Origin of the sequence: Streptomyces sp. NPDC003023, assembly GCF_042888225.1 — a bacterium.
Lineage (GTDB): Bacteria > Actinomycetota > Actinomycetes > Streptomycetales > Streptomycetaceae > Streptomyces.
Genome location: NZ_JBIAPL010000004.1, coordinates 1 through 25,592, shown reverse-complemented (window position 1 = coordinate 25,592; position 25,592 = coordinate 1). Strand labels below are relative to the sequence as shown.

Below are 25,592 nucleotides of genomic sequence, written 5' to 3'. Positions count from 1 at the left end.
GGCCCCCCGCCCCACCCGAGGAGCGCCCATGCCCGACACCTCCCTCCATCCCGCACGCGGGGTCGTCACCGTCTACTCCGACATCTGGTGTTCGTTCGCGCACATCGCGGTCCACCGGCTGCACGCCACACGCAGCCGGCTCGGACTGGACGACCAGGTCGCCTTCGACCTGCGTGCCTTCCCGCTGGAGATGCTCAACGACGCCCCCAGCCCCCGCCCGGGCACGGACAGCGAGGTCGCCAGGATGGCGAGCCTGGAACCCACGGCCGGCTGGCAGTTGTGGCAGGCCAAGGACTGGCTCTATCCCTCGACGACGCTGCCCGCCCTGGAGGCCGTGCTCGCCGCGAAGGAGCAGAGCCTCAAGGCGTCCGAGCAGCTCGACCTGGGCCTGCGGCGCGCCTTCTGGGCAGAGTCGCGGTGCATCAGCCACCGCAAGGTGATCATGGACGTGGCGCGCGAGACAGGTGCCGTGGACACCGGGGCACTCGCCGAGGCACTGGACGACGGCCGGGCCAGGCGCACGCTCTCCGACCACACCGCGACGGCCCGCACCGACAGCGTCGACTGCAGCCCGCATCTGTTCCTGCCCGACGGCACGGAACACCCCAACCCCGGTATCGACGTGCGGTGGGAGGGCGGGTACGGAATCGGCTGGCCGGTGATCGAGTCGGACGACCCCAAGGTCTACGAGGACATTCTGCTGACGGCCGCGACCGGCTGATCGATTATCGGGGGTCCACTTCCCCGTAAATAAGTGAACGACGTCCAGCCATTCCACGGATGTGGAACGGCTGGACGTCGTTCACTTTTATCGGCCGTAAAACATGTCGGTGATTATTAATTGCGTGATCCTGCCGTGATTCGCATCGATGGGCGAATCTTCTAGCGTTTCTGTAGCGGTTCGAGAGGCGCGGCCCGATGGGGCCGGCCGGACGTCGGAGCCGCATTCCTAAACAGAAACCCACAGGGAGATTGTCATGCCCGTGAATCAAATTCCCGCGCACGCCAAGGCAGACGTCAGCACCTTCGTGGACCTCACCCAGCACGAGATCGAAGCACTCAAGACCCGCTTCAACCTCGCCGACGCCCACACCCACCAGCGTCAGTCCGCCTCCCAGGAGCGCATCGTCGCCAGTCTCCCCGAGCTCTGGTACGAGTCGGAGCGCAAACAGCAGGCACACTTCGAGGAGCAGTTCCTCGACGCCTTCTTCCGTCTGCACCGCCAGCCCACGGCCCGCGAGATGGGCCGCACCCTGCTGTCGTACTCGGCGAGTGTGGCGACCATGGTCGCCGGCATGTACCTCAAGCAGCGGGACCTGTCGGTGGCGCTCGTCGAACCGTGCTTCGACAACCTCGTCGACCTGCTGCGGAACATGCAGGTCCCGATATCCCCGGTGCCCGAACACGCCCTGCACGAGACCGGGTCCATCTACGACCGGCTGGTGGAGAACGTCGACGCCGACGCCATCTACCTCGTGGACCCCAACAACCCGACCGGCTTCACCCTCCTCGCCCAGCAGCTCGACGGCTTCCGGGAGGTCGTGCGCTACTGCGTCGACCACGGCAAGGTCCTGGTGATGGACTTCTGCTTCGCCTCCTTCGCCCTGTGCGACGACAAGATCGGCCGGGTCGACATCTACCGGCTGCTGGAGGACTCGGGCGTCACCTACATGGTGATGGAGGACACCGGAAAGACCTGGCCCATCCAGGACGCCAAGTGCGCCATGATCACCGCCAGCCGTGACATCCACGAAGAGGTCTACAACCTCCACACCAGCGTTCTGCTGAACGTCTCGCCGTTCGTCCTCAACATGGTCACCCAGTACGTGGAGGACTCCATCGCGGACGACTTCGGCTCGGTCCGCGACATCATCGAGACGAACGGCGCCGCCGCCCGCGCGGCCCTGCACGGCACGATCCTGGAGTTCCAGGAGCCGGTGGTCGGCACCAGCGTCGCCTGGTTCAGGATCAGGCCCGAGCACGTCACCGCCACCGAGCTGCAGGCCGTCCTCTTCGACGAGGAGGTCTATGTCCTGTCCGGCACGTTCTTCTACTGGGACAGCCCGGAGAAGGGCGAGCGCTACCTGCGGCTGGCCCTCGCCCGCGAGCCCGAGCTGTTCGCCGGTGCCATGGAGCGCATGCAGAAGGTGCTCGAGCGCTATGCCGGCTGACCTTACGGGCGACTTCATCGACGCCACCCTGTTCATGGGCATGCACGCGAAGAACGACGCGGTCCGCGCCGTCTCCAAGGCGTTCTTCGCCGGCCGGATCACCGGCCGGGTGCTGATGAGCTGGGAGCAGGTCGGCCGCTGCGACGACCTGGTCTGGGGCTTCACACGCGAAGTGCAGGACGCCTACTACCCGTTCATGGACGTCCTGCACACCGACATGGCCATCGCCCGCATCGGTTACGAGGAGGAGGACGTGCGCCGGGCCTTCACCACGCCCGGCCTCGAGGGCCTTCCCTCCCACGAGCGTCTCCTCGTCGCCCAGGTCATGCGGCGCGGCGGCCTCCTCCGCACCGTCAGCCCGCGGCTCCGGGACCGCGGGGACCTGCCCGTCGCACGGCTCGAGGTCCCGGAGCACGACGCCGTGTTCCCCGCCGAGCTGGAACGCCTCTACCAGGACTCCCTGGTGCTGACCGTGGCATCCGAAGAACTCTGAGGAGCACAGACATGTACAGCGGCACCATCGTCCCGCTCATCACACCGCTCGACGAGAGCGGAGCCGTCGACGAGAAGAGCGTCGCCCGGCTCGTCGAGTACGTGCACCCCGAGGTCACGGCCCTGATGCCGGCTCTCAGCTCGGGCGAGGGCTGGAGGCTCGACGAGGGGCAGTGGCGTGACATCGTCACCCACACGGTGCGCCACTCGCTCGGGCTGCCGGTCCTCGCCGGCATCCAGCTGCCCGACACGGCCTCGGTCGTCGCCAGGGCCCGCGCCGCCGCCGAACTCGGCGCGGACGCGGTGGTCGTGACCACCCCGTACGGCAAGAACGTCAGCCAGGACGACATCGTCGAGCACTACCGCGCCCTTCGAGCGGCCACCGACATCCCGGTCTTCCTCTACAACGAGGAAGCCGTGTCAGGGAACCGCATCGAGTACGACACACTGCTGCGGCTCTGCGAGATACCCGGCATGGTCGGGATCAAGGAGTCCAGCGGGGACGCGGCCTTCACCCGCCGGATGGCGGCGGCCGACACCGGGGTGCCGGTCTTCGAGGGATGGGAGAACCTTCTCGTCGACGTACGCGGCGTCGACGGCTTCATCGGGCCGCTCGCCAACCTCGAGCCCGCGCTGTGCAACGCGATGCTGGTCGATCCCACCCCGGACCGGCAGAGGGAGATCGACACCTTCTGCGAGAGCCACGGCCTGTTCGAGGACGACTGGTACCGGTGGGTCAAGAAGGAACTGCGGACCCGGGGAGTCATCGACTCCGACACGGTCTGCGAGGAGTCGTGATGGGCGCGACCACGAGCGTCGCAGCCACCGCCGGGGCCACCGCCGGAACGGCGGGCATGCCGGTCGTCACCGACAGCGCTCAGCGGCAGCTGTACCGGCTCTACCGCGAGGTTCCCGACGCCGAGGGGTACGCAGCGATGATCGGGCTGGAGGAGGACTGGATCCTGCCCCTGGCCCGCCACCACGAGGACACCGCACCCGACTTCGCGTCGGCCGGCGAACTGCTGCGGGCGCTGAAGGAGTTCCTCGCTGAGGAGGAGGCCCAGCTCCCGGCGAGCCACTCGTTCCTCGCGAACGACGCCACACTCGGCCAGTTCAAGGCCGTGGTCGCGCAGTTCGCCCTCGACGGGCTGACCGAGTCCGAGTCCCTGCTGCCGGTCGTGCCGCGACTCCCCTACCGCTCCGGCATGGCCGTCTTCCGGGTCCTCATCGACGAACTCGGCTGCGGCAACGACGAGAAGTCGCACTCCCAGCTGTACCGGGACCTGCTCACCGAACTGGGCATGACCACCGACCTCGACGCCTACCTGGCAGGGACCGGAGCGGAGAGCTACGCGTACGTCAACATGTTCCACTGGCTCGCCACCCGCGCCTCCACGCCCGAGTACTTCCTCGGCGGATACGCCTACTTCGAGTCCAGCGTGCTGTACGGGTTCCAGAGCTTCGCGCGCGCGGCCAGGAGGCTCGGCATCAGGAACGACGCCTACTACACGGAACACCTCTACATCGACGCCTACCACAGCAACCACATGCGCGCGGCTGTCCGGGCGCTGGAGGAGCCCGACCTGAAGAAGATCTGGGCCGGTGTCCGGCTGACCAGCGACATCGTCGACGCGGCGAACGAAGCTGCCGTCGCGAGGGCCCGGGAGGGGGTCCGATGAACACCGACCCCGGGCCCGCGGCTGCCCCGACCGTGCGCCAGGTGACCGACGACCTCGTGCTGGTCGAGGCCGGCGGACACAAGGTGCTGGCGGCCGCACACTGCCCGCACCGCCGGGGAAAGCTCCGGTTCGGATACGTCGACGGCGGAACCCTGCGCATCAAGTGCCCGCTGCACTACTCGACGTTCGACCTGCAAAGCGGTGAGCGGACCTCCGGGCCCGCCTGCGATCCTCTGCGGATCGTCGACGCCCTGCCGGAGGCCGGCACCGCCGGCTCCCACGAGGCAGCGTCATGACGACGATCCCGGCGGGGGCGGCGCCTTCCACGGCGCCGCCCCGTGCGGCCGGCCACGACGGCATCGCACCCGTGCCGGAGGACCAACGCGTCCTCGGCGCGGCGGAGTTCCGCTGGATATGGCCGTCGGCCCAGTTCTCCTTCGGGACCGTGGTCCTGGGCGCCCTGCCGATCACCTTCGGGCTCGGGTGGTGGGACTCGGTCACCGCCGTCGCGGCCGGTGTGGCCGTCGGCACGGCGCTGCTCGCCCCCCTCGCCCGGTTCGGTGTGCGCACCGCGATGAACGACCCGATGTCCAGCGGCGCCCACTTCGGCGTCCGCGGCCGGATCGTCGGCAGCGTCATCACGGTCGTGACGGCTCTCGGCTTCTTCGCGATCGCCGTGTGGACCGGGGGCACGGCCGTGATGGTCGCCGGTCACCGGCTCCTCTCGACGCCCACCGGGCCTGGCGCGCTGACCGCCGCCATGCTCGTCACCGCCGGCGCCGTCGCCGTGGTCGCCGTCCGCGGCCATGCCGCCCTGGTGCGGACCTACCGCGTCACCGCTCTGGCGGGCGGAGCCGTACTGGCCGGTCTGGTCCTGGTCCTCGCCCCGCGGTTCGACGCGGGCTACGGCGGCGGGACCCCCGTACTGGGCAGCGGTCTGCACACCTGGCTGCTGGCGGCCACCGCGTCCGCGTCCGTCCCGCTGTCGTACGCCACCTTCCAGGGCGACTACACGCGGTACATGCGGGCGGGCACCCCGATGAAGGCAGTGGTGCGGCACAGCGCTGCGGCCATGTTCCTGAGCAGCCTCGCCGCTCTGCTCACCGGCGCGTACGTGACCACGCTCTTCTCCGATCCCGGTGTGCCGTGGCTGCAGGGTCTCACCGACGCGGTGCCCGGCTGGTTCGCCACCGTGGTCGTGCTGTTCGGGTTCGCGGGGACGCTGCCGCAGGGCGCGCTGTGCCTGTACGCGGCGGGTCTGTCCGCGAACTCGGTGTTCTGGCGCTCGTCACGCGCTGTCGTGACCTCCGTCGTCGCGGTGCTCGCGCTCGTCGTCCTGTACCTGGGAGCGGTGGTGTACGAGGCGATGGACGCGATGTCGGCGTTCGTCACCCTGCTGCTGACCGCCGTGGCCCCCTGGGCCGCCGTACTCACCGTCGGCTACCGCCTCCACCGCGGCCGTTACGCGCCGGAGGAACTGCGTACGTTCGCCTCGGAAGACGGTCAGCAGGGGCGGTACTGGTACGTGCGCGGGGTGAACCCGCGCGCTCTCGCGGCCTTCGCCGCGGGAGCCGTCACGGGACTGCTGTGGGTCAACAACCCGCTCTACACAGGACCCCTGACCGGACTGACAGACGGGGTGGACCTGAGTCTTCCCGTGTCCTTCGCGGTGGCCGCGGTCGTGTACGCACTGCTCTGCCGGCTCCGGCCGGAGCCATCGCTCGTCGCCGGCCGGAGCCGACGGACATGACAGGAGGGAACGACCTGTGACACGCGGCCCGCGCCAGGACGGCGCGTCGTTCCGTGAGCTCGTCGTCCGCGGGACCGTCCGGGAGGCCGACGGCGTACTGGGCGTGTTCCTCACCGATCCCGCAGGTGCCGTGCTGCCCCCCTGGCGACCGGGTGCGCATGTGGAGGTGCGGCTGCCGTCGGGGCGGGTGCGCCACTACTCGCTGTGCGGCGATCCGTCGGACCCGGCCGTGTACCGGCTCGGAGTCCTGCGGCAGCCCTTCGGCAGAGGGGGGTCCGAGGAACTGCACAGCACGCCGCTCGAGGGCCGGACCCTGCTCGTACGGGGTCCGTTCAACCGGTTCCCGCTGGTTGCCGCGGACCACTACGTGTTCGTCGCCGGCGGCATCGGCATCACACCCCTGCTGCCCATGGTGCGGGCGGTGGCCGCCGAGGGTGTGCCCTGGTCCCTGCACTACGGCGGCCGGAGTCTCGCGTCGATGGCGTACCGCGACGAGCTCGCCGAGCTGCCCGGGGGAGAGGTCACGCTGGTGCCGCAGGACACGCGCGGCATGCTCGACCTGGACCGCGCGCTGGGCGGGATCCCGGAGGGGACGGCCGTGTACTGCTGCGGCCCGGGGCCTCTGCTGGCGGCGGTGGAGCAGCGCTGTGCGCGTCTGGGGGCCGCGCTGCACACGGAGCGCTTCACCGCCCCTGACGCCGGTGGCGCCCCGGAGGACGCCGCCGCTCCGGAGGGCGCCACCGTTCTGCCTTCCGGGCCTTCCGGGCCTTCCGGGCCTCTTGGGAACACGGGGGCGGGCCACTTCGAGGTGGAGCTGCGCCGCACGGGCCGTACGCTCCAGGTCCCGGCCGGCAGGTCCCTGCTCGACGTGGTGCGGGAGGCGGTGCCCGGCGTCGCGTTCTCGTGCGAGGAGGGCTGGTGCGGGACCTGCGAGACGAAGGTCGTAGGTGGCCTTCCCGAGCACCGCGACTCGGTGCTCACCGATGCCGAACGGGCCTTCAACAGCACCATGATGATCTGCGTCGGACGGTCGAGGAGCCGGCGCCTCACCCTCGACCTCTGAGCCCGATGCCGCCGTCCATGACGCCGGCCTCCGGGAGATCTCCCGAAGGCCGGCGTCCCTGCGTCGCCGTCTCCGTCAGTTGGCGTCGACCAGGTGGTGCGCCGGCACCTTCACGGTGCGGGCGCCCGGCTTGCCGCCCAGCACGACCTTGCGGAGCGCGCTGTTGTTGCCGAGGTTCGTCTCCTTCAGACGCTTCTCCGGGTTGGCCAGCACCTGGATGTAGTAGGTGCCGTTGGGCAGATCGGTGATGTCGAAGGACTGGCCGGGCAGGTCCTGCGTGTACGTGTCGCCGGAGCCCACGTCGAGCACCTCACGGACGGAGATCGAGTTCTCCTGGCCGCACGCGGTGGACAGGTCGGTGTTCTCGGGGTGCCAGTTGGCGTTCTTCACCGTGTAGTCGACGGCGTCGGTGTTCGCCAGGCAGAACGCCTCCTTGCCGCTGCGCACCGCTTCCTTCTGGTCGGCCTTGAGCAGCCGGTAACTGGCGAAGTCGGTGAAGTGCCAGTGCTCGTGACCCGGACGAGGGTCCCATTCCATGGTGCCGGTCGGGGTGTATCCGACCTGCTTGCCGTTCGCGTCGTAGAAGTACTGATAGGCGTCCATCAGCTCCTTGCCGGGCGAGCGGAAGCCGTCCACCACCAGCTGTGCCGGGCCCGCGTTCCACACGTTGGCGCTGAACGCCAGGTAGTCCTTGCCGGGGACCTCCTCCCCGCCGTCGCTGATCTGGATGCCGTAGGCGGGCAGCGAGCGGAGGTCGGGCTTCGGCACGTTCGGTACGGACGCCTTGCCGGCCGGCCGGTTCGCGTTCGGTGCCAGTGCCGCCGCCTGCCGGGAGCCGTCGGTCCGCCCGGCCCCGTCACCCGCCTGCGCGGCCCGGAGGCCCTCCTTCTTGAGCGCCCACGGCAGGGCGGGCGGTGCGGGCGGGAAGGGCCCGTGGCCCATGTTGTAGGACGGACCAGCGCCGCTGGTCGCGGCGGCGGGCGCGGGAGTGCGCATCACGCCGTGTCCCGAGTGCCCCGAGTGCCCGGCCGCATGGTGGTCCCCATGCCCTCCGGCGGCGGACGCACGCGTGCCGTCCTCCCAACTGCGCTCACGGACGGTCACCTTGATCGTCTGCGGCTTGTCCGCGATGCCGAACAGGTCGCGGTAGCGCTTCGCGACGGACACCTTGGCGGTGTACGTGCCTGCCTTGAGGACGACCGGGGCGGAGTAGTAGCCCGAGTACGTGTTGGAGGCCCAGCCGCTCTCGACGCCCCACACCGAGCCGAGCGTGAACGGATTCACGGGGCAGCTCTGCGGATACTTCGACTTGGCCGGGGCGTCGGGGCGTACCCGGCCGGAGGCGTTGTTCGGGCAGAACGCCTCGTCCTTGGTCATCACGGTCTTGCCGGCCGCGTCGGCGATCGTGATCCTTACGAAGCCGGGCAGTCCCGAGAAGTCCTTCACCAGGCCCGCGGGCAGGGTCTTGGTCGAGACGATCCTGTTCCCCCGGCGGATGATCTGCTTGGCGACGACCGGGTCCTTGTAGGACTTGCGGGTCACCTTCAGTTCGAGGGGGCTGTTCTCTGCGGTGAGGTACGTCCCGAGGTCGAGGTAGACGCCGGGTTCTTCCTTCCACGAGTCGAGTGTGACCGCCGTGGAGGCGGCGATCAGACTGAACTTCGGTGCGGTCTGTGCCTTTTCGGCTTCGGGTGCGGCGGCGACCACTCCGGCGGTGACAGCGATGGCCGCGCCCGCGGCGATCGCGGGACGCCACAGGCGGGCATGGTGGGATCTGGTCATGAATCCTCGTTGTCCGAAGTGCCTGATGGGACGGTGGATCAACAGCCCGCGGAAACAATCGGACGCCCTGGTCGGAGTGGGGCGGCCCCCCGTCGCGAAGCTGTCTCCCGCCTGTGAGAAGGGCTCAGGGGTGTGCAGGTTGGCTCGCAGGGCGTCGACGACGGATCGTTGGCTCAAAACGGTTTGTGTGCGGCGCGATCCGGCGTCAGTGCCTGTTGAAGTCGAAGGGCCCCACCGCTCGCGGTGGGGCCCTTCGACTTCGTGCCCGGTGAGGCACTGGCGGAGGATACGAGATTCGAACTCGTGAGGGTTGCCCCCAACACGCTTTCCAACTGTTCGTCCGGACGGCCCCGGACGGAGGCGTACGCGGCCAGAACTGCAACCACAGGAGTTCGGCCCCTGGTCACGCTCTGCGCCAGGCGCCCAGCAGTTCTTCGGGTCCGTACGCCGCCTGGAGCCCGAGCCCGGAACAGGCGGTCCCGTTGCGCGAGACCGCCACGAGCGGTACCGGCTCGTCGGTGATCGCGGCCCGGTGCTTCTGGAGTGCGGCCAGGTCATGGCTGTCGAACGCGGAGTTCTCCAGCCACTTGACCGAACCGAGGAAGAGCAACTCCTTGGCCACCGGCTGCCGATCGGCGCCGACCAAGTCGATTTCGACGTCGTTGCTGCGGGTCCAGTAGCCGCCGATCGCCGGAGCGGCGGGCAGGAGCCCGTCCGGCAGGAGGCGGGCAAGGGAATCCCGGACGAGCGGTTCGATCGCACGCCCACGCCAGCTCGTCCACTGCTCCTTGATCCGGCTCAGTGTGAGATCCCCCCGCATCCGCTCGATCTCCGCCATGTGCGGATCCAGGAAGGCGAGCCAGAACCGTAGGTACGGATCGGCCACGCGGTAGCGGCGTTCCTTCGACGGTCTCAGCGAGAGGGGCAGCTCGGCTGCCACCACCCGCTTCTCGGTCAGGACATCAGTGGCTCGGGTGAGAGTCGTGTGGGCGATGCCGCCCGCCGCGCGAGCGATGTTGGTAAAGGTCCTCTCGCCGCTTCCGATGGCCCGAAGGACCTCCCGGCTCATGGTCTGCGGTGGAAACTCCGCGGCAAGCGATCGCTCGGCGGAGACCAGCAGCGCCGAGATCGGGTTGTCGAGCGAGTCGCGGAGGAACTCCCAGACATCGGCTCCGGGGCGCCATTCCGCGCAGATCAGCGGAAGACCGCCCGTGATCAGGGCGGCGTCGAAGGCGGCGGCCGGCTCAAGCCCGAGCATCTCGCCGATGTCGGCCGGATTCAGCGGCCCCACGACCATTTCCCGGCCCCGCTGGTGGAAGGGGCGGTCGTAGCTGTTCAGCGCTTCCATCATCGACAGGTCGGAGCCGACCAGGAGGAGGAGCACGGGTTTGCGGCTGAGCAGACGGTCCCAAGCCCGCTGGAGCATGCCCTCGAAGGCGTCGATGCGGTCCATGAGGTACGGAACCTCGTCCATGACGACCACGCTTGGGCTGTCGTCGGGAAGGATCTCCGCGAGCAGCCTGAATGCCGCAGTCCACTGCTTTGGAGTCTCGTCCGAGAACAGTGCCCGCTCCGGCAGGGTGGATCTGGCGACGGTGTCGAGCAATTCCGTCAGCTCGTCCTCCGCCGTGCCGCCCGCTGCGGTGAAGAACAGGTACGGCACCTCGGTGCGGCGGAGAAATTCTTCGACAAGGCTGGATTTGCCGACTCGTCTCCGCCCGCGCATGAGGATGCACTGTCCCGGCTTCGCCGAGCCGACGGCATCGTCGACCGACCGCAGGGCCCGCCCGAGCACGTTGAGCTCGCGGTCCCGTCCGATGAAACGCCGCATGCGAGGCCCCCGAGAGAAATGGTATCCGTAGAGATACTATCGCTACCGATACTATTTCGCCGAGTACGACGCCCATGACTCCGTGGACCGGGAGAGTGTGAAGACGCGCTCGGCGTCCCGGCTGCGGCACCGTGGCGGCGTCACGTCCAGCCCCAGTGAGCCGTGGCACCCTCTTCTCCGAAGTGGTGTCATGCCCTCATCGCAGGCCCGGACCGTCGGCGACATCAAGGCATGCACCGCAAGATCTACCGCATGCGCACCCAGCCGTTCGCCGATGTCTGCTGTGCGGCGCTGTGCAGGGCGGAGTCCGAGGAAGCGCCCCGGATCTTCGCGGATGAGGAGCCGGGTGTCCTGGATCTCCTCCAGGACAACAAGCCACGGGCCGCGTTTCAGCTGTGAGCGGCCCGGCTGCGAAGTGCCGTGGCGACGGGCGCATGGGGCAACTGAGACCAGGCACGTCGAAGGGCCCCACCGCGAACGGTGGGGCCCTTCGACATCGTGCCCGGTGAGGCACTGGCGGAGGATACGAGATTCGAACTCGTGAGGGGTTGCCCCCAACACGCTTTCCAAGCGTGCGCCCTAGGCCACTAGGCGAATCCTCCGCCGCAAACAATACAAGACGTTGAGGAGTGCTCGCGAACCTGTTCGCGATCTACGTTCGGCGGCCTCGATCGGCCCGGTGCCCGGCGGCACGATCACCCCTCGGCATCGGGTAACCTGGGCGCAGCCCCTCACGTGGCGCTATCTGACTGAACTCCCCCAGGGCCGGAAGGCAGCAAGGGTAGGTCGGCTCTGGCGGGTGCGTGGGGGGCGTTCGCGTTCCCGGGATCGGTGGCGGCTCCGGTTGTCGGTGGGCCCCGATAACCTCGTAGGTGTGTCGTCCCTTGCGCTGTACCGCCGCTACCGCCCCGAGTCGTTCGCAGAGGTCATCGGTCAGGAGCATGTCACTGACCCGCTCCAGCAGGCCCTGCGGAACAACCGGGTCAATCACGCGTACCTGTTCAGCGGGCCGCGCGGCTGCGGAAAGACGACCAGTGCCCGCATCCTCGCCCGCTGTCTGAACTGCGAGCAGGGCCCCACGCCGACCCCGTGCGGCGAGTGCCAGTCCTGTCAGGACCTGGCGCGCAACGGCCCGGGTTCGATCGACGTGATCGAGATCGACGCCGCTTCGCACGGTGGTGTGGACGATGCGCGAGAGTTGCGCGAGAAGGCCTTCTTCGGCCCCGCGAGCAGCCGGTACAAGATCTACATCATCGACGAGGCCCACATGGTCACCCCCGCGGGGTTCAACGCCCTGCTGAAGGTGGTCGAGGAGCCTCCGGAGCATCTCAAGTTCATCTTCGCGACCACAGAGCCCGAGAAGGTCATCGGGACGATCCGGTCCAGAACGCACCACTATCCATTCCGGCTGGTGCCGCCCGGCACGCTCCGGGAGTACCTGGGCGAGGTGTGCGGCCGCGAGGGCATTCCCGTCCAGGACGGTGTGCTGCCCCTGGTGGTGCGCGCGGGTGCCGGCTCCGTGCGTGACTCCATGTCCGTGATGGACCAGCTGCTCGCCGGCGCCGCCGACGACGGTGTGACATACGCCATGGCGACCGCTCTCCTCGGCTACACGGACGGGTCGCTTCTGGACTCCGTCGTTGACGCCTTCGCGGCGGGTGACGGAGCCGCCGCCTTCGAGGTCGTCGACCGTGTCATCGAGGGCGGGAACGATCCGCGGCGGTTCGTCGCGGATCTCCTGGAGCGGCTGCGTGACCTGGTGATCCTGGCCGCTGTCCCCGATGCGGGCGACAAGGGGCTGATCGACGCCCCGGCCGAAGTGGTCGAGCGAATGCAGGCCCAGGCCTCGGTGTTCGGTGCCGCCGAGCTCAGCAGGGCGGCAGACCTGGTCAACACAGGGCTCACGGAGATGCGCGGGGCCACATCGCCGCGGCTTCAGCTGGAGCTGATCTGCGCCCGTGTCCTGCTTCCGGCGGCCTTCGACGACGAGCGGTCGGTGCGGGCCAGGCTGGACCGTCTGGAGCGGGGCGCGTCGTTCTCGGCAGGTGGCCAGGGGCCCGCGATGGGCTACGTACCGGGGCCGGAGGCTCAGGCGCACGTGCCGGTGCCGCCCGGCGGCGGGCCGTCCGCGGCCCGCGCCGCCGTCCGCGGCGACTCGACCGTGCCCGCACCGGCGATGCCCGCCGCACCGGCTGCGCCTGCTCCGGCGCCCGCTTCAGCGCCGGAGCATGTTGCTCCACCCGCCGCGCCGGAGCCTGCGCCGCAGCAGCCGCAGGCCGCCGCCCCCCGGCCCGGAGCGTGGCCTGGCAGCGCCGGAAGCACGGGTGGCGCCGGCAGCACCGGGACCTCGGGACCCGCCGGTGGCACCGAGACCGCGCGTCGGCCCGGTGGCTGGCCGACGGCGTCCACCCCCGGCCAGGGTGCTGCCCCTCGCCCCGCGACTCCCGCTCCGGCTCCCGCCGCGGCCGCTCCCGCCCCTTCCACAGCCGCTCCGGGCATGGCGCAGGGCGCCGGTCAGGTGCGGAACATGTGGCCCGAGATTCTGGAGGCGGTCAAGAACCGCCGCCGCTTCACCTGGATCCTTCTCAGTCAGAACGCGCAGGTGGCCGGCTTCGACGGCACGACCGTCCAGCTCGGCTTCATCAACGCGGGTGCCAGGGACAACTTCGCCAGCAGCGGCAGCGAGGAGGTCCTGCGGCAGGCACTGGCCGAGCAGTTCAACGTGCAGTGGAAGGTCGAGGCGATCGTCGACCCGTCCGGCGGTTCGGGCGGACCGGGCTCCGCCCCGCCGCAGCCGGGCGGCGCCGCCGGTCACGGCGGCACGAGCGGCTACGGCGCCCCGGGCGGGTTCGGCAACCAGAGCGGTGGCGCGGGCCAGGGCGGATACGGCCAGAACGGGCCGCAGGCCGCCGCGCCGGCCGCCTCACCCGCTCCCGCCACGCCGGCGCCCCGGTCCGACCTGGGCGGGGCGCAGCAGCCCACCGGCGCTTCGGCGGCTCCCTCGCAGCATTCCGCGCCAGAGCCGTCCGGCCCTCCGGAGGCGTACGCGCCGCCGCCCGTCTCCATCGAGGACGACGTGCCGGAGGCGGACGACCCGGACCTCGTCGACTCCGCGCTGTCCGGTCACGACCTGATCGTGCGCGAGCTCGGCGCGACGGTCGTGGAGGAATACACGAACGAGTAGCTGGCCCTCCCTCGGAGGCCCGTACGACAGGCAGCGGCCTTCGGCGGTTAGGCTGACTGCCGTGAAGGTCCTCGTCATCGGCGGCGGCGCCCGCGAACACGCCCTGTGCCGCTCTCTGTCCCTCGATCCCGACGTCACCGCTCTGCACTGCGCGCCCGGGAACGCAGGCATCGCGGAGGTCGCCGAGCTCCACCCGGTCGACCAGCTCGACGGCACCGCCGTCGCGGAGCTCGCCACCGTGCTCGGAGCCGGACTCGTGGTGGTCGGCCCCGAGGCACCCCTGGTCGCCGGTGTCGCCGACGCCGTACGCCGGGTGGGCATCCCCTGCTTCGGTCCCTCCGGGGAAGCGGCCCAGCTGGAGGGTTCCAAGGCCTTCGCCAAGGATGTGATGGCGGCGGCCGGTGTACCCACGGCCCGCGCCTACGTCTGCACGACGCCCGAGGAGATCGACGAGGCGCTCGACGCCTTCGGCGCTCCGTACGTCGTCAAGGACGACGGCCTCGCGGCCGGCAAGGGCGTCGTCGTCACGGACGACCTCGCCGTGGCCCGCGAACACGCGCTGGCCTGTGGTCGTGTCGTGATCGAGGAGTTCCTCGACGGACCCGAGGTGTCCCTCTTCGCCATCACCGACGGCGAGACGGTCCTTCCGCTGCAGCCCGCGCAGGACTTCAAGCGCGCCCTCGACGGCGACGAGGGTCCCAACACCGGCGGCATGGGTGCCTACTCGCCGCTTCCGTGGGCCGACCCCAAGCTGGTGGACGAGGTCATGGCCACCGTGCTGCAGCCGACCGTCGACGAACTGCGCCGCCGCGGGACGCCCTTCTCCGGGCTGCTGTACGCGGGGCTGGCGATCACCTCGCGCGGTGTGCGGGTCATCGAGTTCAACGCCCGCTTCGGCGACCCGGAGACCCAGGTGGTCCTCGCCCGCCTCAGGACCCCGCTGGCGCGCGTGCTGCTCAATGCCGCCAAGGGCACGCTGGACATGGAACCGCCGCTCAACTGGAACGACGACGCCGCCGTGACCGTGGTCGTCGCGTCCCACAACTACCCGGACACCCCTCGCACCGGTGACCCGATCGAGGGCCTGGACGCCGTCGTCGCCGAGGACGCACCGCACGCGTACGTCCTGCACGCGGGTACCAAGCGGGACGGCGACGCGGTCGTGAGCGCGGGCGGCCGGGTTCTGTCGGTCACGGCGACCGGCAAGGATCTCGTCGAGGCCCGCGAGCGGGCGTACCGGGCCGTGGGCCGGATCCGTCTCGACGGCTCGCAGCACCGTACGGACATCGCCCGCAAGGCCGCCGAGGTCTGACCGCCGGGGGCCCGTCGGCGAGTTCTGGCGGGCGGGCTCCGAACGGCGCGGGCGCGGGAGCGGGGCCGAGCCGTCGGGTGATCCCCGTCCCGCGGTGCCCCGTCCCACCCCCCTTCCACCCCGCCCGAGCCGTCTCCGCGACACCCGCCGGGGCGGCCCCGTGACGCCCGCCGGAGCCGTCTCCGCGACACCCGCCGGGGCGGCCCCGTGACGCCCGCCGGAGCCGCTCCGTGACGCCCGCCCCGACATTCCGTCCGGGCGGGCGATCCTTTGCCCAAAGCCATTCCATCGAGTGACGGCTGCCCCATCCGGATGACGGCCGCCGAAGCCCCAACTATGGTGCGGCGCAAGCTTTCCGGCACTTGGCCCACCGGCATTGCGATGTCAGTGGGCGGTGCCACAGTGGGGGAGTGACCAACACCGTCGCAGGGCAGAGGGGGTGAGGTCCGGCCGTGTCCGGTACCGGTATCGGTGAGTCCATGGGCGCCAGGGGCGCACGCGCCGAGGCGTTGGCCGTGCTGCGTATCCGCAGCAGGGCGGTCGCCGTGGCGTTGCTTCCGGCGGCCGTCGCCGTCGTCCTTTTCGCCGGCGGTGCGACGGGGCGTATGGAGGGCGGGAGCTGGGACATCGCCCGCTGGGTCGTCACGGTCTGCGCGCTGGTCGTGCTGGTGGTCGCCGCGGCCGTCACCGCGGTGATCGTGCGGGCCACTCCCGCGCTCAGTCCGACCGTGGACCTGTCCGAGCGTTCCGCCCCGGATCTCTACCGGCTCGTGCGCGACCTGGCGGAGCGTCTCGAAGTACCCGCCCCGTCGGCGCTGGCGCTCACGCCGGACTGCGACAGCTGGCTCGAGGACCGCTCTCATCCGGCGCATTCGATATCGGGCGCCCGGCGGCGCACGGGCGATGCGCCCGTGCTGGTGATCGGTTCGCCGTTCCTGTGGTGGATGAGGGTGGCCGAACTCCGGGCCGTGCTCGCTCCGGTCGTCGCGGGCACGGGCTCTGCCGCCGACCCCGACATAGCCGCTGCCCGCCGTTTCGTACGGGGTCTCGACGGCGCGGTGGCCGATGCGGCCCGCCCCGGCCGGGGGGCGCTGGGCAGGACGTCGGCGGGTTTCGTCGGCGGAGCCGCACGGCTGTTGCTCCGCGCCTGCCAGGAGCACGCCGCCGGCATGGAGCGCTGGGTCGCCGCTGCGGCGTCGGAGCGCGCGCAGGCCGTCGACTACGGGCTGCGGATCGTCGCCCAGGAACAGGTCGGTCTGGCATATGCGGGCTGGGACCGGCTGCTGACGAGGGTGGCGCTGCCCGCGTGGCGCATGGGCCGCTGGCCGTCGCGGCTGGACGCCGGCGTGGTCTCGGCCCTGACGGAGCTGTCGCGCCGTGACCGTCTCGCGGAGGGCTTCACCTCGCGGCTGGGCGAGCGTCCCGCCTGCGACCTGCTGGAGGAGCCCGGCGCGGTCGACGAGGCGGCGTCGCTGCTCGCCGCGCGTCTCTTCCACGGCGGTCCCGCCGGTCAGGGCCAGGACTGGTCGCCGGTCGACTGGCAGCACTATCCAGAGGAGGTCGTCGACCGGAAGTGGCGTTCGGAGGCGGCCCGTATCCATCGGGTCCTCGACGAGCTGGGCGTACCGCCGTCGAGGGGGCCGCAGGGCCCGACGCTGGCCCGGGTCATGGACCACCTCTCCGCGCGGCCGGGCGCGGAGGCGAGTGACGCACTGGCCGCCGTGCTGACCGCACGCGTGGCCCGCGAGGATGCCGCGCCGACGCCCGCCGCGGGGACCGCGGGAGCCGCGCCCGCGTCGTCGGACGATTCCGTGGACGCCCTGGCGCTCTGGGGCGGCGGCGATCCCCTGCCCCTCATGCCGCTCCAGCCACCCCGCACCGGTCGCGAACTGCTCGCCGACCATGTTGTCGCGATGGTCTGCTGCACGGCGGTCGACACCGTCGGAGCGGCACCGGGACTGGACTGGCTGGACGGTCCGACGCTCCTGATCGACGGTGAGCGCAGGACGGACCTGACGGCGCCCGTGCTGAGCCTGGTGGAGGACGGCGACGCGCAGCCGCTGCGGGTCTGGCTGGGGTCCCTGGGAGTGCGCCCCGAGAAGCCGGTCCGCCTCGTCTGACCGTCCGGACCCTGTCTGGTGCCGGGCCTCCTGGGCAGGGTCGTCCGACCGTGCCGCGCAGGCGATCCGGAGCAACCCCTTCCCCTTATTGCCCTCCTTGTCGTCAATTAGCGACGAACGGTGACGGGCCGCATGCGTAATGTGATGTGCTGGAGACCGGCGCTGAACGGGTGGCGCGATCGAGGATGTCGGATCACGAGTGTCACTGGGGCACACCGAGGGAGGGGACGGGGATGGCGGCGGACCAGATCCGGCGATGGGAGTCGGGGGCCCTCGCGCACGCCGTGTCCGACCCATTCGGCCAGGGCCCGCTGCCCTGGCTGCGCGGCAGCGAGCACTACTTCGACGACACGGGCCAGGTCGTCCCCTGGTACGCGGACCCCGGCCTGGCCCGCGGCCGCTCCGGCGGTCCCCGCACGGCGGACGACGTGCGCCGCCAGATCAAGGGGTTCGTCAGCCCGGGCGCCGCCGCACCCGGCGAGGCGATCGACTTCCACGTCACCGTCGACCCGCCTCAGCAGTTCTCCGTCGACATCTACCGCATCGGCCACTACGGGGGCGACGGCGCCGCCAAGATCACCACGAGCCCCCGCCTCTCGGGGATCGTCCAGCCGCCACCGCTCACCGCCGACCGCACGGTCTCCTGCCACCACTGGTGGCTCTCGTGGCGGCTGCAGATCCCGTCGTACTGGTCGATCGGCGCGTACGTCGCCGTGCTGACCACCGCCGACGGATACCGCTCCCACATCCCCTTCACGGTTCGCGACAGCCATCCCGCGGATCTCCTGCTGCTGCTGCCGGACATCACCTGGCAGGCGTACAACCTCTACCCGGAGGACGGCCGCACCGGTGCGAGCCTGTACCACGCGTGGGACGAGGCGGGCACGCTGCTCGGCGAGGAGGACGCCGCGATCACGGTCTCCTTCGACCGCCCGTACGCGGGAGCGGGCCTGCCCCTCCATGTCGGCCACGCCTACGACTTCATCCGCTGGGCCGAGCGGTACGGATACGACCTCGCCTACGCCGACGCCCGCGACCTGCACGCGGGCCGCGTCGACCCGGCCCGCTACCGGGGGCTCGTCTTCCCCGGCCACGACGAGTACTGGTCGGCGCCCATGCGCCGGGCCGCCGAACTGGCCCGCGACCGGGGCACGTCCCTGGTCTTCCTCTCCGCCAACACCATGTACTGGCAGGTCGATCTCGCCCCCTCCCCCTCCGGTCTGCCCGACCGGCTGCTGACCTGCCGCAAGCGCCGCGGTCCGGGAAAGCCCGCACTGTGGCGCGAGGTGGACCGGGCCGAGCAGCAGCTGATGGGCATCCAGTACGCCGGCCGCGTCCCCGAACCGTCGCCCATGATCGTGAGGAACGCGGACCACTGGCTGTGGGAGGCCACCGGGGCGGGGGAGGGCGACGAGCTTCCCGGCCTGGTCGCCGGGGAGGCCGACCGGTACTTCCCCCGTACCGCCCTCCCCGAGCACGAGGGCCGGATCCTGCTGGCCCACTCGCCCTACCGGGACGGCGACGGCGCGCTCCGCCACCAGGAGACATCCCTCTACCGAGCGCCGTCGGGTGCTCTGGTGTTCGCGTCAGGGACGTTCGCCTGGTCGCCGGCCCTGGACCGGCCCGGTCATGTGGACCCGCGCATCCAGCGCGCGACGGCCAACCTGCTGGACCGCATCTGCAAGCGGGACTGAGCGTTCCGGGCGGTCTGCCCACCCCTGACCGGGTGGGCCCCGCCCGCATACGGGACAATCGGAGCTGTTGTTCACAGCTACGGGAGGAACCCGTGTCCGGATTCGTCGAAAAGCCCGAGCCGCTGCAGGTGCCCGGACTGGTGCATCTGCACACCGGCAAGGTGCGCGACCTGTACCAGAACGAGGCCGGCGACCTCGTGATGGTCGCCAGCGACCGCATGTCGGCGTACGACTGGGTGCTGCCCACCGAGATCCCCGACAAGGGCCGGGTCCTCACCCAGCTCTCGCTGTGGTGGTTCGAGCGCCTGCAGGACCTGATCGGCAACCACGTCGTCTCCACCGACCTGCCCGAGGGCGCCCCGGCCGACTGGGCCGGCCGCACCATGGTGTGCAAGTCCCTGCGCATGGTCCCGGTCGAGTGCGTGGCCCGTGGCTACCTCACCGGCTCCGGCCTCGCCGAGTACCGGCAGACCCGCACGGTGTGCGGCCTCGCGCTCCCCGAGGGCCTGAGTGACGGCTCCGAACTCCCCGCCCCGATCTTCACGCCCGCCACCAAGGCGGCCGTGGGCGACCACGACGAGAACGTCAGTTACGAGGAGGTGGCCCGCCAGGTCGGCGCGGAAACCGCCGCCCAGCTGCGCCAGACGACGCTTGCCGTCTACTCCAGGGCCCGCGACATCGCCCGCGGCCGGGGCATCATCCTCGCCGACACCAAGTTCGAGTTCGGCTTCGACGGCGACGACCTGATCATCGCCGACGAGGTGCTCACCCCGGACTCCTCCCGCTTCTGGCCGGCCGAGAGCTGGGAGCCGGGCCGCGCCCAGCCGTCGTACGACAAGCAGTTCGTCCGCGACTGGCTGACCTCCCCCGCCTCCGGCTGGGACCGCGGGAGCGAGCAGCCGCCGCCCGCCCTGCCCCAGGAGATCGTGGAGGCGACCCGTGGCAAGTACGTGGAGGCCTACGAGCTCCTGACCGGGACGCCCTGGCAGTAGCCGGTGCCCGGCGGATCACGGCCGCACCGGCCGCCGCGGCCTCTCGGCCCTGATCCGCCGGACCCACCCGCCCCGCCCGACCCGCATGCCGGTCTCACGAGGACCACAGGATCACGGGTGTGAGGTCACGAGGTCACGAGGGGACACGGGGAATCACGGCACACGAAGAAGCCCCCGGCGAGATCGCCGGGGGCTTCACACTGAGCGGACGACGAGATTCGAACTCGCGACCCTCACCTTGGCAAGGTGATGCTCTACCAACTGAGCCACGTCCGCATGCGCCGTAGCGCGGAGCCCACTATACCCAACCTCGGCGGCGTGCGAGCCGCACCGCCGTGTGGCGGTTCTCCGCACCCAGCTTGGCGGCGGCCGACGAGAGGTAGTTCCGTACCGTTCCCTGCGACAGCGATGCCCGCTCCGCGATCTCCGCGATCGGGGCCCCGTCCGCCGCGAGGCCGAGCACCTCGGCCTCCCTCGCGGTCAGCGGCGAGTCACCGGCCGAGATCGCGTCGGCGGCCAACTCCGGGTCCACATAACGGTTTCCGGCGTGCACGGTGCGGATGATCTCCGCCAGCCGCTGAGCGCTGACGGTCTTCGGCACAAAGCCGCGCACACCCGCCACCAGGGCCCTCTTCAGATGCCCCGGCAGCCCGTGACTGGTCACGATCATGGTCCGGCAGTCGGGGAGTTCGTCCCGCAGGGCTGTGGCCACCGTCACACCGTCGGCGCCCGGCATCTGCAGATCGAGCACGGCGACGTCCGGCCGGTGCGCCCGGGCCATCGCGAGCGCCTCAGGGCCGGTGGCGGCCTCCGCGACGACGACGAGATCGTCCTCGAGGGCGAGCAGTGCGGCCAGCGCCCCTCTGATCAGGTGCTCGTCGTCGGCGAGCAGCAGTCGCACGGTTGCCGACGGGTCCGTGCCCCGCGCGGTCATCTCGGTACCTCCGCCGTTAGCCGGAACATCCTGCCGCCCACCGGGCCGGCGTCCAGCGTGCCGCCGAGCGCGGTGAGCCGCTCCCGCAGTCCGGTGAGTCCGGAGCCGCCGCCGGCCGTGTCGGGCCCGTTGCCGAGTCCGTCGTTCTCGACGACCAGTACCGCGGCCGTGGCCGACACGGAGAGCCGCACCGCACAGGTCCGCGGGTCGCCGTGGCGCAGCACGTTGGTCGCCGCCTCGCGGACGACCCAACCGAGGGCCGACTGTGTCTGCGCCGCCAGACCGTCCACGCAATCGGTGCCCGACACGGCGCAGTTGATCCCGGCGGCGGTCAGGACGCCGCGTGCGCCTTCGAGTTCGACGGCCAGGTCGGCGTCCCGGTATCCGCGCACCACTTCCCTCAGCTCTCTCTGCGACTCCTGGGCGATGCGCTGCACCTCCCGCATCTGCGTCACCGCCTCCGGCCGTCCCCGCTGGGCCAACTGCACGGCCAGCTCGCTCTTCAGGGCCACCACGGCCAGATTCCGGCCGAGGATGTCGTGTACATCGCGGCCGAAGCGCAGCCGCTCCTCGGCGACCGCCAGTCGTGCCTGAACGTCCCTCGCCTCCTCCGCCTGCCACATGACCTGCAGACTCCAGGCGCACGGCCGCACCGTGAGCAGCGTCAGGGCGCAGGCGATCGACACCATCAGCAGCAGCCCCGCCAGCTCGCCGCCGCGCATGCCCGCTGCCGCGAGAAGCACGACCAGTACGGCGGTGAAGACCGCGAACCGCAGCAGCAGGGCCCGGATCGGCACCAGCAGCGCGTACGGGATGGCGAACGCGAGCGGCGTCTGCATCAGCAGGAAGGCGATCATGCCGTCCTCCATGCCGTCCACCGCGCGCAGCGCCGTGACCAGCGCCACCGCGACGGCCAGCAGCACCAAGGGCAACGCCAGGCGGCGGCGGGGAAGAACCGCCTTGCCGAGGCAGTGGTCGAACGCCGGACCGGTGATGCGGTTGGAGGCCACGCACTGCGCGATGCCCACCACGGCGAGCGCGGTACCGAGAGCGATCGGCAGCGGCCGGTGCCGCACGCTCTCGACGAGCGGCAGGAGCCCCCAGCTCGCCATCAGGAACCAGACCATGGTGCAGAGCGTGAACCGCGAATAGAGGTCGATCTTCTGGAGTTTGGTGCGCTCCTGCCAGCGACGGCGCCAGCCGCGTATCCCCTTGAACACCGTTTCCTGCCCCCGTCGGCTGTCTCAGCGTCGTGGTTCCCAGCGGAACCGCTTCCGCACGGCAATCACCGAGATGATTGTCCAGGCCATGACGACCGCGAGCTGCCCGGAGGTCTCCGCGGTGCTCGCGCCGCCGGTCCAGCCACTTCTGATCAGGCTGATCACCGGTGTCAGCGGCAGCAGTTCGCAGACGGAGGCGATGCGCTCGGGCATCACGTCGAGCGGTACGACCATGCCGGAGCCGGTCATCGAGAGAAGCATCAGCGGCATCACCGAGATCTGGGCACCCTCTGCGGACCTGGTGAACGCCGCCGTCGCGGCGGCGAGCGCGCAGCTCAGCACCGTTCCCAGGAGCACACCGGCGACAGCGAGCCAGACGGCCCGTGGAACGGGGATGTCCATGGCCAGAGTGCAGCCGACGGCGAGCACGGCGCACTGGGCGAGGCCGATCGCCACCGCCGGCAGGGAGGCGCCCGCCAGGATCTCGAGGTCGCGGAGCTCTCCGGTGCGCAGTCGCTTGAGGACCAGCTCCTCGCGCCGTACGACGAAGACCCCGACGAGCGTCGAGTAGACGGCGAAGAGCAGCGAGTAGCCGAACGCGCCGGGCAGCAGCACGGTGCCCACCGACAGGCCGGCATCCCGCAGATCCATCTCCCGCACCGCTGACGACATCGCGAAGGTCAGCATCACCGGGATCACGAGCGCGGTGAACATGGTCGCCTTGTTGCGGCCGAGGAGGGTCAGTTCGGCGCGGGCGAGTGCGGTCATCCGTGTCCCGGCGGTCGTCACCGTCCGTGCGGGCGCGTCGTCGGTGGGCCGTACGGTCTCCGTGGTGCTCATCGGGTGGTCTCCTGGTCCTTTGCGATGTGCAGGAACGCCTCTTCGAGAGACGCGGAGCGGACGCCCAGGCCCCGCAGCTCGACGCGATGCTCCTGGGCCCAGAGCAGCAGTCCGGTGGCTGCCCGCTGGAGTTCGAAGGTGCGCAGCCGTACGTTCCTGCCCACCACTTCGTGGCTGCTGATCCCGAGCGGGGCCAGTGGCGGGAGGTCACCGGGCAGGTAGCCGTCGGGCAGTTCGAACGAGATGTGCGAGGGCTGGGCCGCGACGACCTCGTCGACCCGTCCCTCCGTGGCGATCCGCCCCTCGTGCATGATCGCGAGCCGGTCGGCGAGGCCTTCGGCCTCTTCCAGATAGTGAGTGGTCAGCAGGACGGTCGTGCCGCCCTCGCGCAGGGCGCGCACGAGGTCCCAGGTCTCACGGCGGCCCTCGGCGTCCAGTCCGGTCGTCGGCTCGTCGAGGAAGAGCACCTCCGGCCGCCCGAGGAGGGCCAGCGCCAGGTCGAGCCGGCGCTTCTCCCCGCCGGACAGCTGCTTCACCCGTACACCGGACCGTTTCGACAGTCCGACCGATTCGAGGGCTTCGCCCACCGGGCGGGAGCCGCTGGTGCACCCCGCCCACATGCGGGTGGTCTCCTCCACGGTCAGTTCGGCGGGGAATCCGCCCTCCTGCAGCATCACCCCGATGCGGGGCCGGACGGCGGCGCGTTCGCGGTACGGGTCGTGGCCGAGTACGCGCACGGTGCCGCCGTCGGGGCGGGCGAGGCCCTCCAGCAGTTCGACGGTGGAGGTCTTGCCGGCGCCGTTGGTCCCCAGCAGCGCGAAGATCTCCCCGCGGGCGGCACGGAAGGTGATACCGGTCACGGCTTCGAAGCCCCCGGCGTAGGTGCGCCGGAGTTCCTCGGCCTGGATCACGTAGTCGTCGTCGGTCATGCCTCAAGGCTTCCGTGGACGGAAAGACCCCGGCAGTGCGCGCTGTCATCGCTGGTCATGACAAATGTCATGGGGTGCGGGCGACCGTGATCGACCCGCTGAAACGACGAAGGCCCCGGTCTTGTCGACCAGGGCCTTCGATTCTGAGCGGACGACGAGATTCGAACTCGCGACCCTCACCTTGGCAAGGTGATGCTCTACCAACTGAGCCACGTCCGCATTGCTGCCGCTCAGCTCTCACTGGGCGGTGCGTTCACCACTGTACCTGATCCACATCGGTGGACGGTAAAGCGATGCAGAGCGGGTGACAGGAATTGCACACTGCGCCTTCCCCCTGGAAGGGGGATGTTCTACTACTGAACTACACCCGCACGCTGCTCGAGGCGGGCCTTTCGGCTTGCCCCTCGGCGTGCTCCAGACTCTAGCCGATCACCAGGGGTGCAGTGCAACTCCGTTCGGCGCGGGCGCGGCCTCGGCGGCTCAACTCGCCTCGCGGAACGCCTCGTAGACGCGCTTGGGGATGCGGCCCCGGGCCGGCACGTCCATCTTGTTGGACTGGGCCCAGGCCCGGACCGCCGCGGGAGCCGCCTCGACGGCGGTGTGCCGGTAGGTGACGGCGCGCTGCTTGTCGCGCTTGCCGCTGTTCGTCTGCTTTCGGCCGGCCGCCATGTACGGCGCGAGGGCCTTGCGCAGTTTCTTTGCATTGGGGAGATTGAGGTCGATCTCGTACGACTTCCCGTCCAGGCCGAACGAGACCGTTTCCGCCGCTTCTCCGCCGTCGATGTCGTCGGAGAGTGTGACCACCACGCGCTGAGCCACGGATATCGGTCCTTTCCCTGCGGTATCGCCGGTTACGGTCGGGGTCTGACGTGCGGCGATACCGGCTATTCGGCCGTCGAGGGGCAATGCTGCTTTCCTCTGTATTCCTTTGTACAGCGAAACGTGGCGCATTGTGAAGCCCCGCCAATTGCTTCCGCGTGTCCGTCGCAATGGAGACGCGGATTCTTTCTCTGGATTTCCTTGTGTGTTGCCTTGATATCTACCCGCGTAGATTTTCCGGGCGGGTACGCTGAGGGAACCGCCCTCGCAACACACCACCGGGAGTGCCCGTGGCTCGCGTCGTAGTCGACGTCATGCTCAAGCCCGAGATCCTCGACCCCCAGGGACAGGCGGTGCAGCGTGCACTGCCTCGACTGGGGTTCGCCGGGATCGCGGACGTACGTCAGGGAAAGCGCTTCGAACTGGAGGTGGAGGGGCCGGTCGACGAGGCCGCCCTTGTCCGCATCCATGAGATGGCTGAAACGTTCCTCGCCAACACCGTCATCGAGGACTTCGTCGTGAAGGTGGAGTCGTGACCTCTCGTATCGGAGTCGTCACCTTCCCCGGAACGCTCGACGACCGGGACGCGCTGCGTGCCGCGCGGCTCGCGGGCGCCGAGCCGGTTCCGCTGTGGCACCGCGACAAGGACCTCAAGCAGGTCGACGCGGTCGTCCTCGCCGGCGGTTTCTCGTACGGCGACTATCTGCGTGCCGGAGCGATCTCCCGGTTCTCGCCGGTGATGGAGACGGTCATCGAGCAGGCGAAGGCCGGTATGCCGGT

General features: G+C 70.4%; 23 protein-coding genes, 4 tRNA genes and 1 other RNA gene. 17 read left to right on the top strand and 11 right to left on the bottom strand.

The window, feature by feature from the left end; translation table 11 throughout:
- The first annotated feature begins 28 nt into the window (after positions 1-28).
- The 8 genes from ACFYV1_RS15140 (at position 29) to ACFYV1_RS15105 (ending at position 7,155) form a co-directional block, all read left to right on the top strand.
- Positions 29-721, top strand: a complete 693-nt coding sequence (locus ACFYV1_RS15140) for a DsbA family protein (protein ID WP_389395920.1) — start codon at positions 29-31, stop codon at positions 719-721.
- 256 nt (positions 722-977) lie between these two features.
- Positions 978-2,171, top strand: coding sequence for an aminotransferase class I/II-fold pyridoxal phosphate-dependent enzyme (locus ACFYV1_RS15135; RefSeq protein ID WP_389395919.1), 1,194 nt, complete (start codon positions 978-980; stop codon positions 2,169-2,171).
- Complete coding sequence (locus ACFYV1_RS15130) at positions 2,161-2,664, top strand: DUF6190 family protein (RefSeq protein WP_389395918.1); 504 nt, start codon at positions 2,161-2,163, stop codon at positions 2,662-2,664. Before ACFYV1_RS15135 ends, ACFYV1_RS15130 begins: the two co-directional genes overlap by 11 nt.
- An 11-nt stretch (positions 2,665-2,675) precedes the next feature.
- Positions 2,676-3,461: a dihydrodipicolinate synthase family protein gene (locus tag ACFYV1_RS15125; RefSeq protein ID WP_389395917.1), complete on the top strand. Its 786-nt coding sequence runs from the start codon at positions 2,676-2,678 to the stop codon at positions 3,459-3,461.
- Positions 3,461-4,342: an iron-containing redox enzyme family protein gene (locus ACFYV1_RS15120; RefSeq protein ID WP_389395916.1), complete on the top strand. Its 882-nt coding sequence runs from the start codon at positions 3,461-3,463 to the stop codon at positions 4,340-4,342. Before ACFYV1_RS15125 ends, ACFYV1_RS15120 begins: the two co-directional genes overlap by 1 nt.
- Entirely contained in the window at positions 4,339-4,638 is a 300-nt protein-coding gene (locus ACFYV1_RS15115; protein WP_389395915.1) for a Rieske (2Fe-2S) protein, read from the top strand. The genes ACFYV1_RS15120 and ACFYV1_RS15115 overlap by 4 nt, the downstream gene beginning before the upstream one ends.
- Complete coding sequence (locus tag ACFYV1_RS15110) at positions 4,635-6,092, top strand: purine-cytosine permease family protein (protein ID WP_389395914.1); 1,458 nt, start codon at positions 4,635-4,637, stop codon at positions 6,090-6,092. The genes ACFYV1_RS15115 and ACFYV1_RS15110 overlap by 4 nt, the downstream gene beginning before the upstream one ends.
- 16 nt (positions 6,093-6,108) lie before the next feature.
- Positions 6,109-7,155: a PDR/VanB family oxidoreductase gene (locus ACFYV1_RS15105; protein ID WP_389395913.1), complete on the top strand. Its 1,047-nt coding sequence runs from the start codon at positions 6,109-6,111 to the stop codon at positions 7,153-7,155.
- 75 nt (positions 7,156-7,230) lie between these two features.
- Here the strand turns inward: ACFYV1_RS15105 and ACFYV1_RS15100 are convergent, their stop codons facing one another.
- Both ACFYV1_RS15100 and ACFYV1_RS15095 read right to left on the bottom strand, forming a co-directional pair.
- Entirely contained in the window at positions 7,231-8,937 is a 1,707-nt protein-coding gene (locus tag ACFYV1_RS15100; protein ID WP_389395912.1) for a lysyl oxidase family protein, read from the bottom strand.
- Positions 8,938-9,340: 403 nt separating this feature from the next.
- Positions 9,341-10,768, bottom strand: a complete 1,428-nt coding sequence (locus tag ACFYV1_RS15095; protein WP_389395911.1) for an ATP-binding protein — start codon at positions 10,766-10,768, stop codon at positions 9,341-9,343.
- A gap of 231 nt (positions 10,769-10,999) precedes the next feature.
- On the opposite strand from ACFYV1_RS15095, the gene ACFYV1_RS15090 reads away from it, so the two are divergent.
- Positions 11,000-11,167, top strand: coding sequence for a hypothetical protein (locus ACFYV1_RS15090; RefSeq protein WP_389395910.1), 168 nt, complete (start codon positions 11,000-11,002; stop codon positions 11,165-11,167).
- Positions 11,168-11,282: 115 nt separating this feature from the next.
- On the opposite strand, the gene ACFYV1_RS15085 is transcribed toward ACFYV1_RS15090, so the two are convergent.
- Positions 11,283-11,370 (bottom strand) — tRNA-Ser (locus ACFYV1_RS15085).
- 120 nt (positions 11,371-11,490) lie between these two features.
- On the opposite strand from ACFYV1_RS15085, the gene ffs reads away from it, so the two are divergent.
- From ffs to ACFYV1_RS15055, 6 genes are all read left to right on the top strand, one after another.
- Positions 11,491-11,589, top strand: an RNA gene (gene ffs / locus ACFYV1_RS15080) — signal recognition particle sRNA small type.
- 53 nt (positions 11,590-11,642) lie between these two features.
- Positions 11,643-13,952, top strand: a complete 2,310-nt coding sequence (locus ACFYV1_RS15075) for a DNA polymerase III subunit gamma and tau (protein ID WP_389395909.1) — start codon at positions 11,643-11,645, stop codon at positions 13,950-13,952.
- Positions 13,953-14,013: 61 nt separating this feature from the next.
- Positions 14,014-15,264, top strand: a complete 1,251-nt coding sequence (purD, locus tag ACFYV1_RS15070; RefSeq protein ID WP_389395908.1) for a phosphoribosylamine--glycine ligase — start codon at positions 14,014-14,016, stop codon at positions 15,262-15,264.
- Between the two features lie 452 nt (positions 15,265-15,716).
- A complete protein-coding gene (locus ACFYV1_RS15065; protein WP_389395907.1) occupies positions 15,717-17,384 on the top strand; it encodes a hypothetical protein in 1,668 nt (555 codons plus the stop codon).
- A 233-nt stretch (positions 17,385-17,617) separates the two neighbouring features.
- Positions 17,618-19,078, top strand: a complete 1,461-nt coding sequence (locus ACFYV1_RS15060; protein WP_389395906.1) for a N,N-dimethylformamidase beta subunit family domain-containing protein — start codon at positions 17,618-17,620, stop codon at positions 19,076-19,078.
- Between the two features lie 92 nt (positions 19,079-19,170).
- Positions 19,171-20,070 carry a phosphoribosylaminoimidazolesuccinocarboxamide synthase gene (locus ACFYV1_RS15055; protein WP_389395905.1) on the top strand — a complete coding sequence of 300 codons (900 nt, stop codon included), beginning with the start codon at positions 19,171-19,173 and terminating at the stop codon, positions 20,068-20,070.
- A gap of 203 nt (positions 20,071-20,273) precedes the next feature.
- On the opposite strand, the gene ACFYV1_RS15050 is transcribed toward ACFYV1_RS15055, so the two are convergent.
- From ACFYV1_RS15050 to ACFYV1_RS15015, 8 genes are all read right to left on the bottom strand, one after another.
- Positions 20,274-20,346: transfer RNA gene (locus ACFYV1_RS15050), tRNA-Gly, on the bottom strand.
- Between the two features lie 22 nt (positions 20,347-20,368).
- The gene (locus ACFYV1_RS15045) at positions 20,369-21,004 is read right to left on the bottom strand and encodes a response regulator (RefSeq protein ID WP_389395904.1); all 636 of its coding nucleotides are present in this window, start codon (positions 21,002-21,004) and stop codon (positions 20,369-20,371) included.
- The gene (locus ACFYV1_RS15040) at positions 21,001-22,224 is read right to left on the bottom strand and encodes a sensor histidine kinase (protein ID WP_389395903.1); all 1,224 of its coding nucleotides are present in this window, start codon (positions 22,222-22,224) and stop codon (positions 21,001-21,003) included. The genes ACFYV1_RS15045 and ACFYV1_RS15040 overlap by 4 nt, the downstream gene beginning before the upstream one ends.
- A 24-nt stretch (positions 22,225-22,248) precedes the next feature.
- Positions 22,249-23,064, bottom strand: a complete 816-nt coding sequence (locus ACFYV1_RS15035; protein WP_389395902.1) for an ABC transporter permease — start codon at positions 23,062-23,064, stop codon at positions 22,249-22,251.
- Positions 23,061-23,993 carry an ABC transporter ATP-binding protein gene (locus tag ACFYV1_RS15030; protein ID WP_389395901.1) on the bottom strand — a complete coding sequence of 311 codons (933 nt, stop codon included), beginning with the start codon at positions 23,991-23,993 and terminating at the stop codon, positions 23,061-23,063. The genes ACFYV1_RS15035 and ACFYV1_RS15030 overlap by 4 nt, the downstream gene beginning before the upstream one ends.
- A gap of 146 nt (positions 23,994-24,139) precedes the next feature.
- Positions 24,140-24,212: transfer RNA gene (locus tag ACFYV1_RS15025), tRNA-Gly, on the bottom strand.
- A gap of 80 nt (positions 24,213-24,292) precedes the next feature.
- Positions 24,293-24,364 (bottom strand) — tRNA-Gly (locus ACFYV1_RS15020).
- 109 nt (positions 24,365-24,473) lie between these two features.
- Positions 24,474-24,812: an Lsr2 family protein gene (locus ACFYV1_RS15015; RefSeq protein ID WP_389395900.1), complete on the bottom strand. Its 339-nt coding sequence runs from the start codon at positions 24,810-24,812 to the stop codon at positions 24,474-24,476.
- 290 nt (positions 24,813-25,102) lie between these two features.
- Between ACFYV1_RS15015 and purS the strand changes: the two genes are divergently transcribed.
- Complete coding sequence (gene purS / locus ACFYV1_RS15010; RefSeq protein ID WP_389395899.1) at positions 25,103-25,348, top strand: phosphoribosylformylglycinamidine synthase subunit PurS; 246 nt, start codon at positions 25,103-25,105, stop codon at positions 25,346-25,348.
- On the top strand, positions 25,345-25,592 hold a 248-nt coding region (locus tag ACFYV1_RS15005), incomplete at its 3' end, for a phosphoribosylformylglycinamidine synthase subunit PurQ (protein WP_389395898.1). The genes purS and ACFYV1_RS15005, both read left to right, overlap by 4 nt.

What these genes read in the sequence shown, in the direction of transcription:
- ACFYV1_RS15140 (WP_389395920.1), top strand. Translation starts at nt 29, where the DNA reads ATGCCCGACACCTCCCTCCATCCCGCACGCGGGGTCGTCACCGTCTAC.
- ACFYV1_RS15135 (WP_389395919.1), top strand. Translation starts at nt 978, where the DNA reads ATGCCCGTGAATCAAATTCCCGCGCACGCCAAGGCAGACGTCAGCACC.
- ACFYV1_RS15130 (WP_389395918.1), top strand. Translation starts at nt 2,161, where the DNA reads ATGCCGGCTGACCTTACGGGCGACTTCATCGACGCCACCCTGTTCATG.
- ACFYV1_RS15125 (WP_389395917.1), top strand. Translation starts at nt 2,676, where the DNA reads ATGTACAGCGGCACCATCGTCCCGCTCATCACACCGCTCGACGAGAGC.
- ACFYV1_RS15120 (WP_389395916.1), top strand. Translation starts at nt 3,461, where the DNA reads ATGGGCGCGACCACGAGCGTCGCAGCCACCGCCGGGGCCACCGCCGGA.
- ACFYV1_RS15115 (WP_389395915.1), top strand. Translation starts at nt 4,339, where the DNA reads ATGAACACCGACCCCGGGCCCGCGGCTGCCCCGACCGTGCGCCAGGTG.
- ACFYV1_RS15110 (WP_389395914.1), top strand. Translation starts at nt 4,635, where the DNA reads ATGACGACGATCCCGGCGGGGGCGGCGCCTTCCACGGCGCCGCCCCGT.
- ACFYV1_RS15100 (WP_389395912.1), bottom strand. Translation starts at nt 8,937, where the DNA reads ATGACCAGATCCCACCATGCCCGCCTGTGGCGTCCCGCGATCGCCGCG.
- ACFYV1_RS15095 (WP_389395911.1), bottom strand. Translation starts at nt 10,768, where the DNA reads ATGCGGCGTTTCATCGGACGGGACCGCGAGCTCAACGTGCTCGGGCGG.
- ACFYV1_RS15090 (WP_389395910.1), top strand. Translation starts at nt 11,000, where the DNA reads ATGCACCGCAAGATCTACCGCATGCGCACCCAGCCGTTCGCCGATGTC.
- ACFYV1_RS15060 (WP_389395906.1), top strand. Translation starts at nt 17,618, where the DNA reads ATGGCGGCGGACCAGATCCGGCGATGGGAGTCGGGGGCCCTCGCGCAC.
- ACFYV1_RS15045 (WP_389395904.1), bottom strand. Translation starts at nt 21,004, where the DNA reads ATGACCGCGCGGGGCACGGACCCGTCGGCAACCGTGCGACTGCTGCTC.
- ACFYV1_RS15035 (WP_389395902.1), bottom strand. Translation starts at nt 23,064, where the DNA reads ATGAGCACCACGGAGACCGTACGGCCCACCGACGACGCGCCCGCACGG.
- ACFYV1_RS15030 (WP_389395901.1), bottom strand. Translation starts at nt 23,993, where the DNA reads ATGACCGACGACGACTACGTGATCCAGGCCGAGGAACTCCGGCGCACC.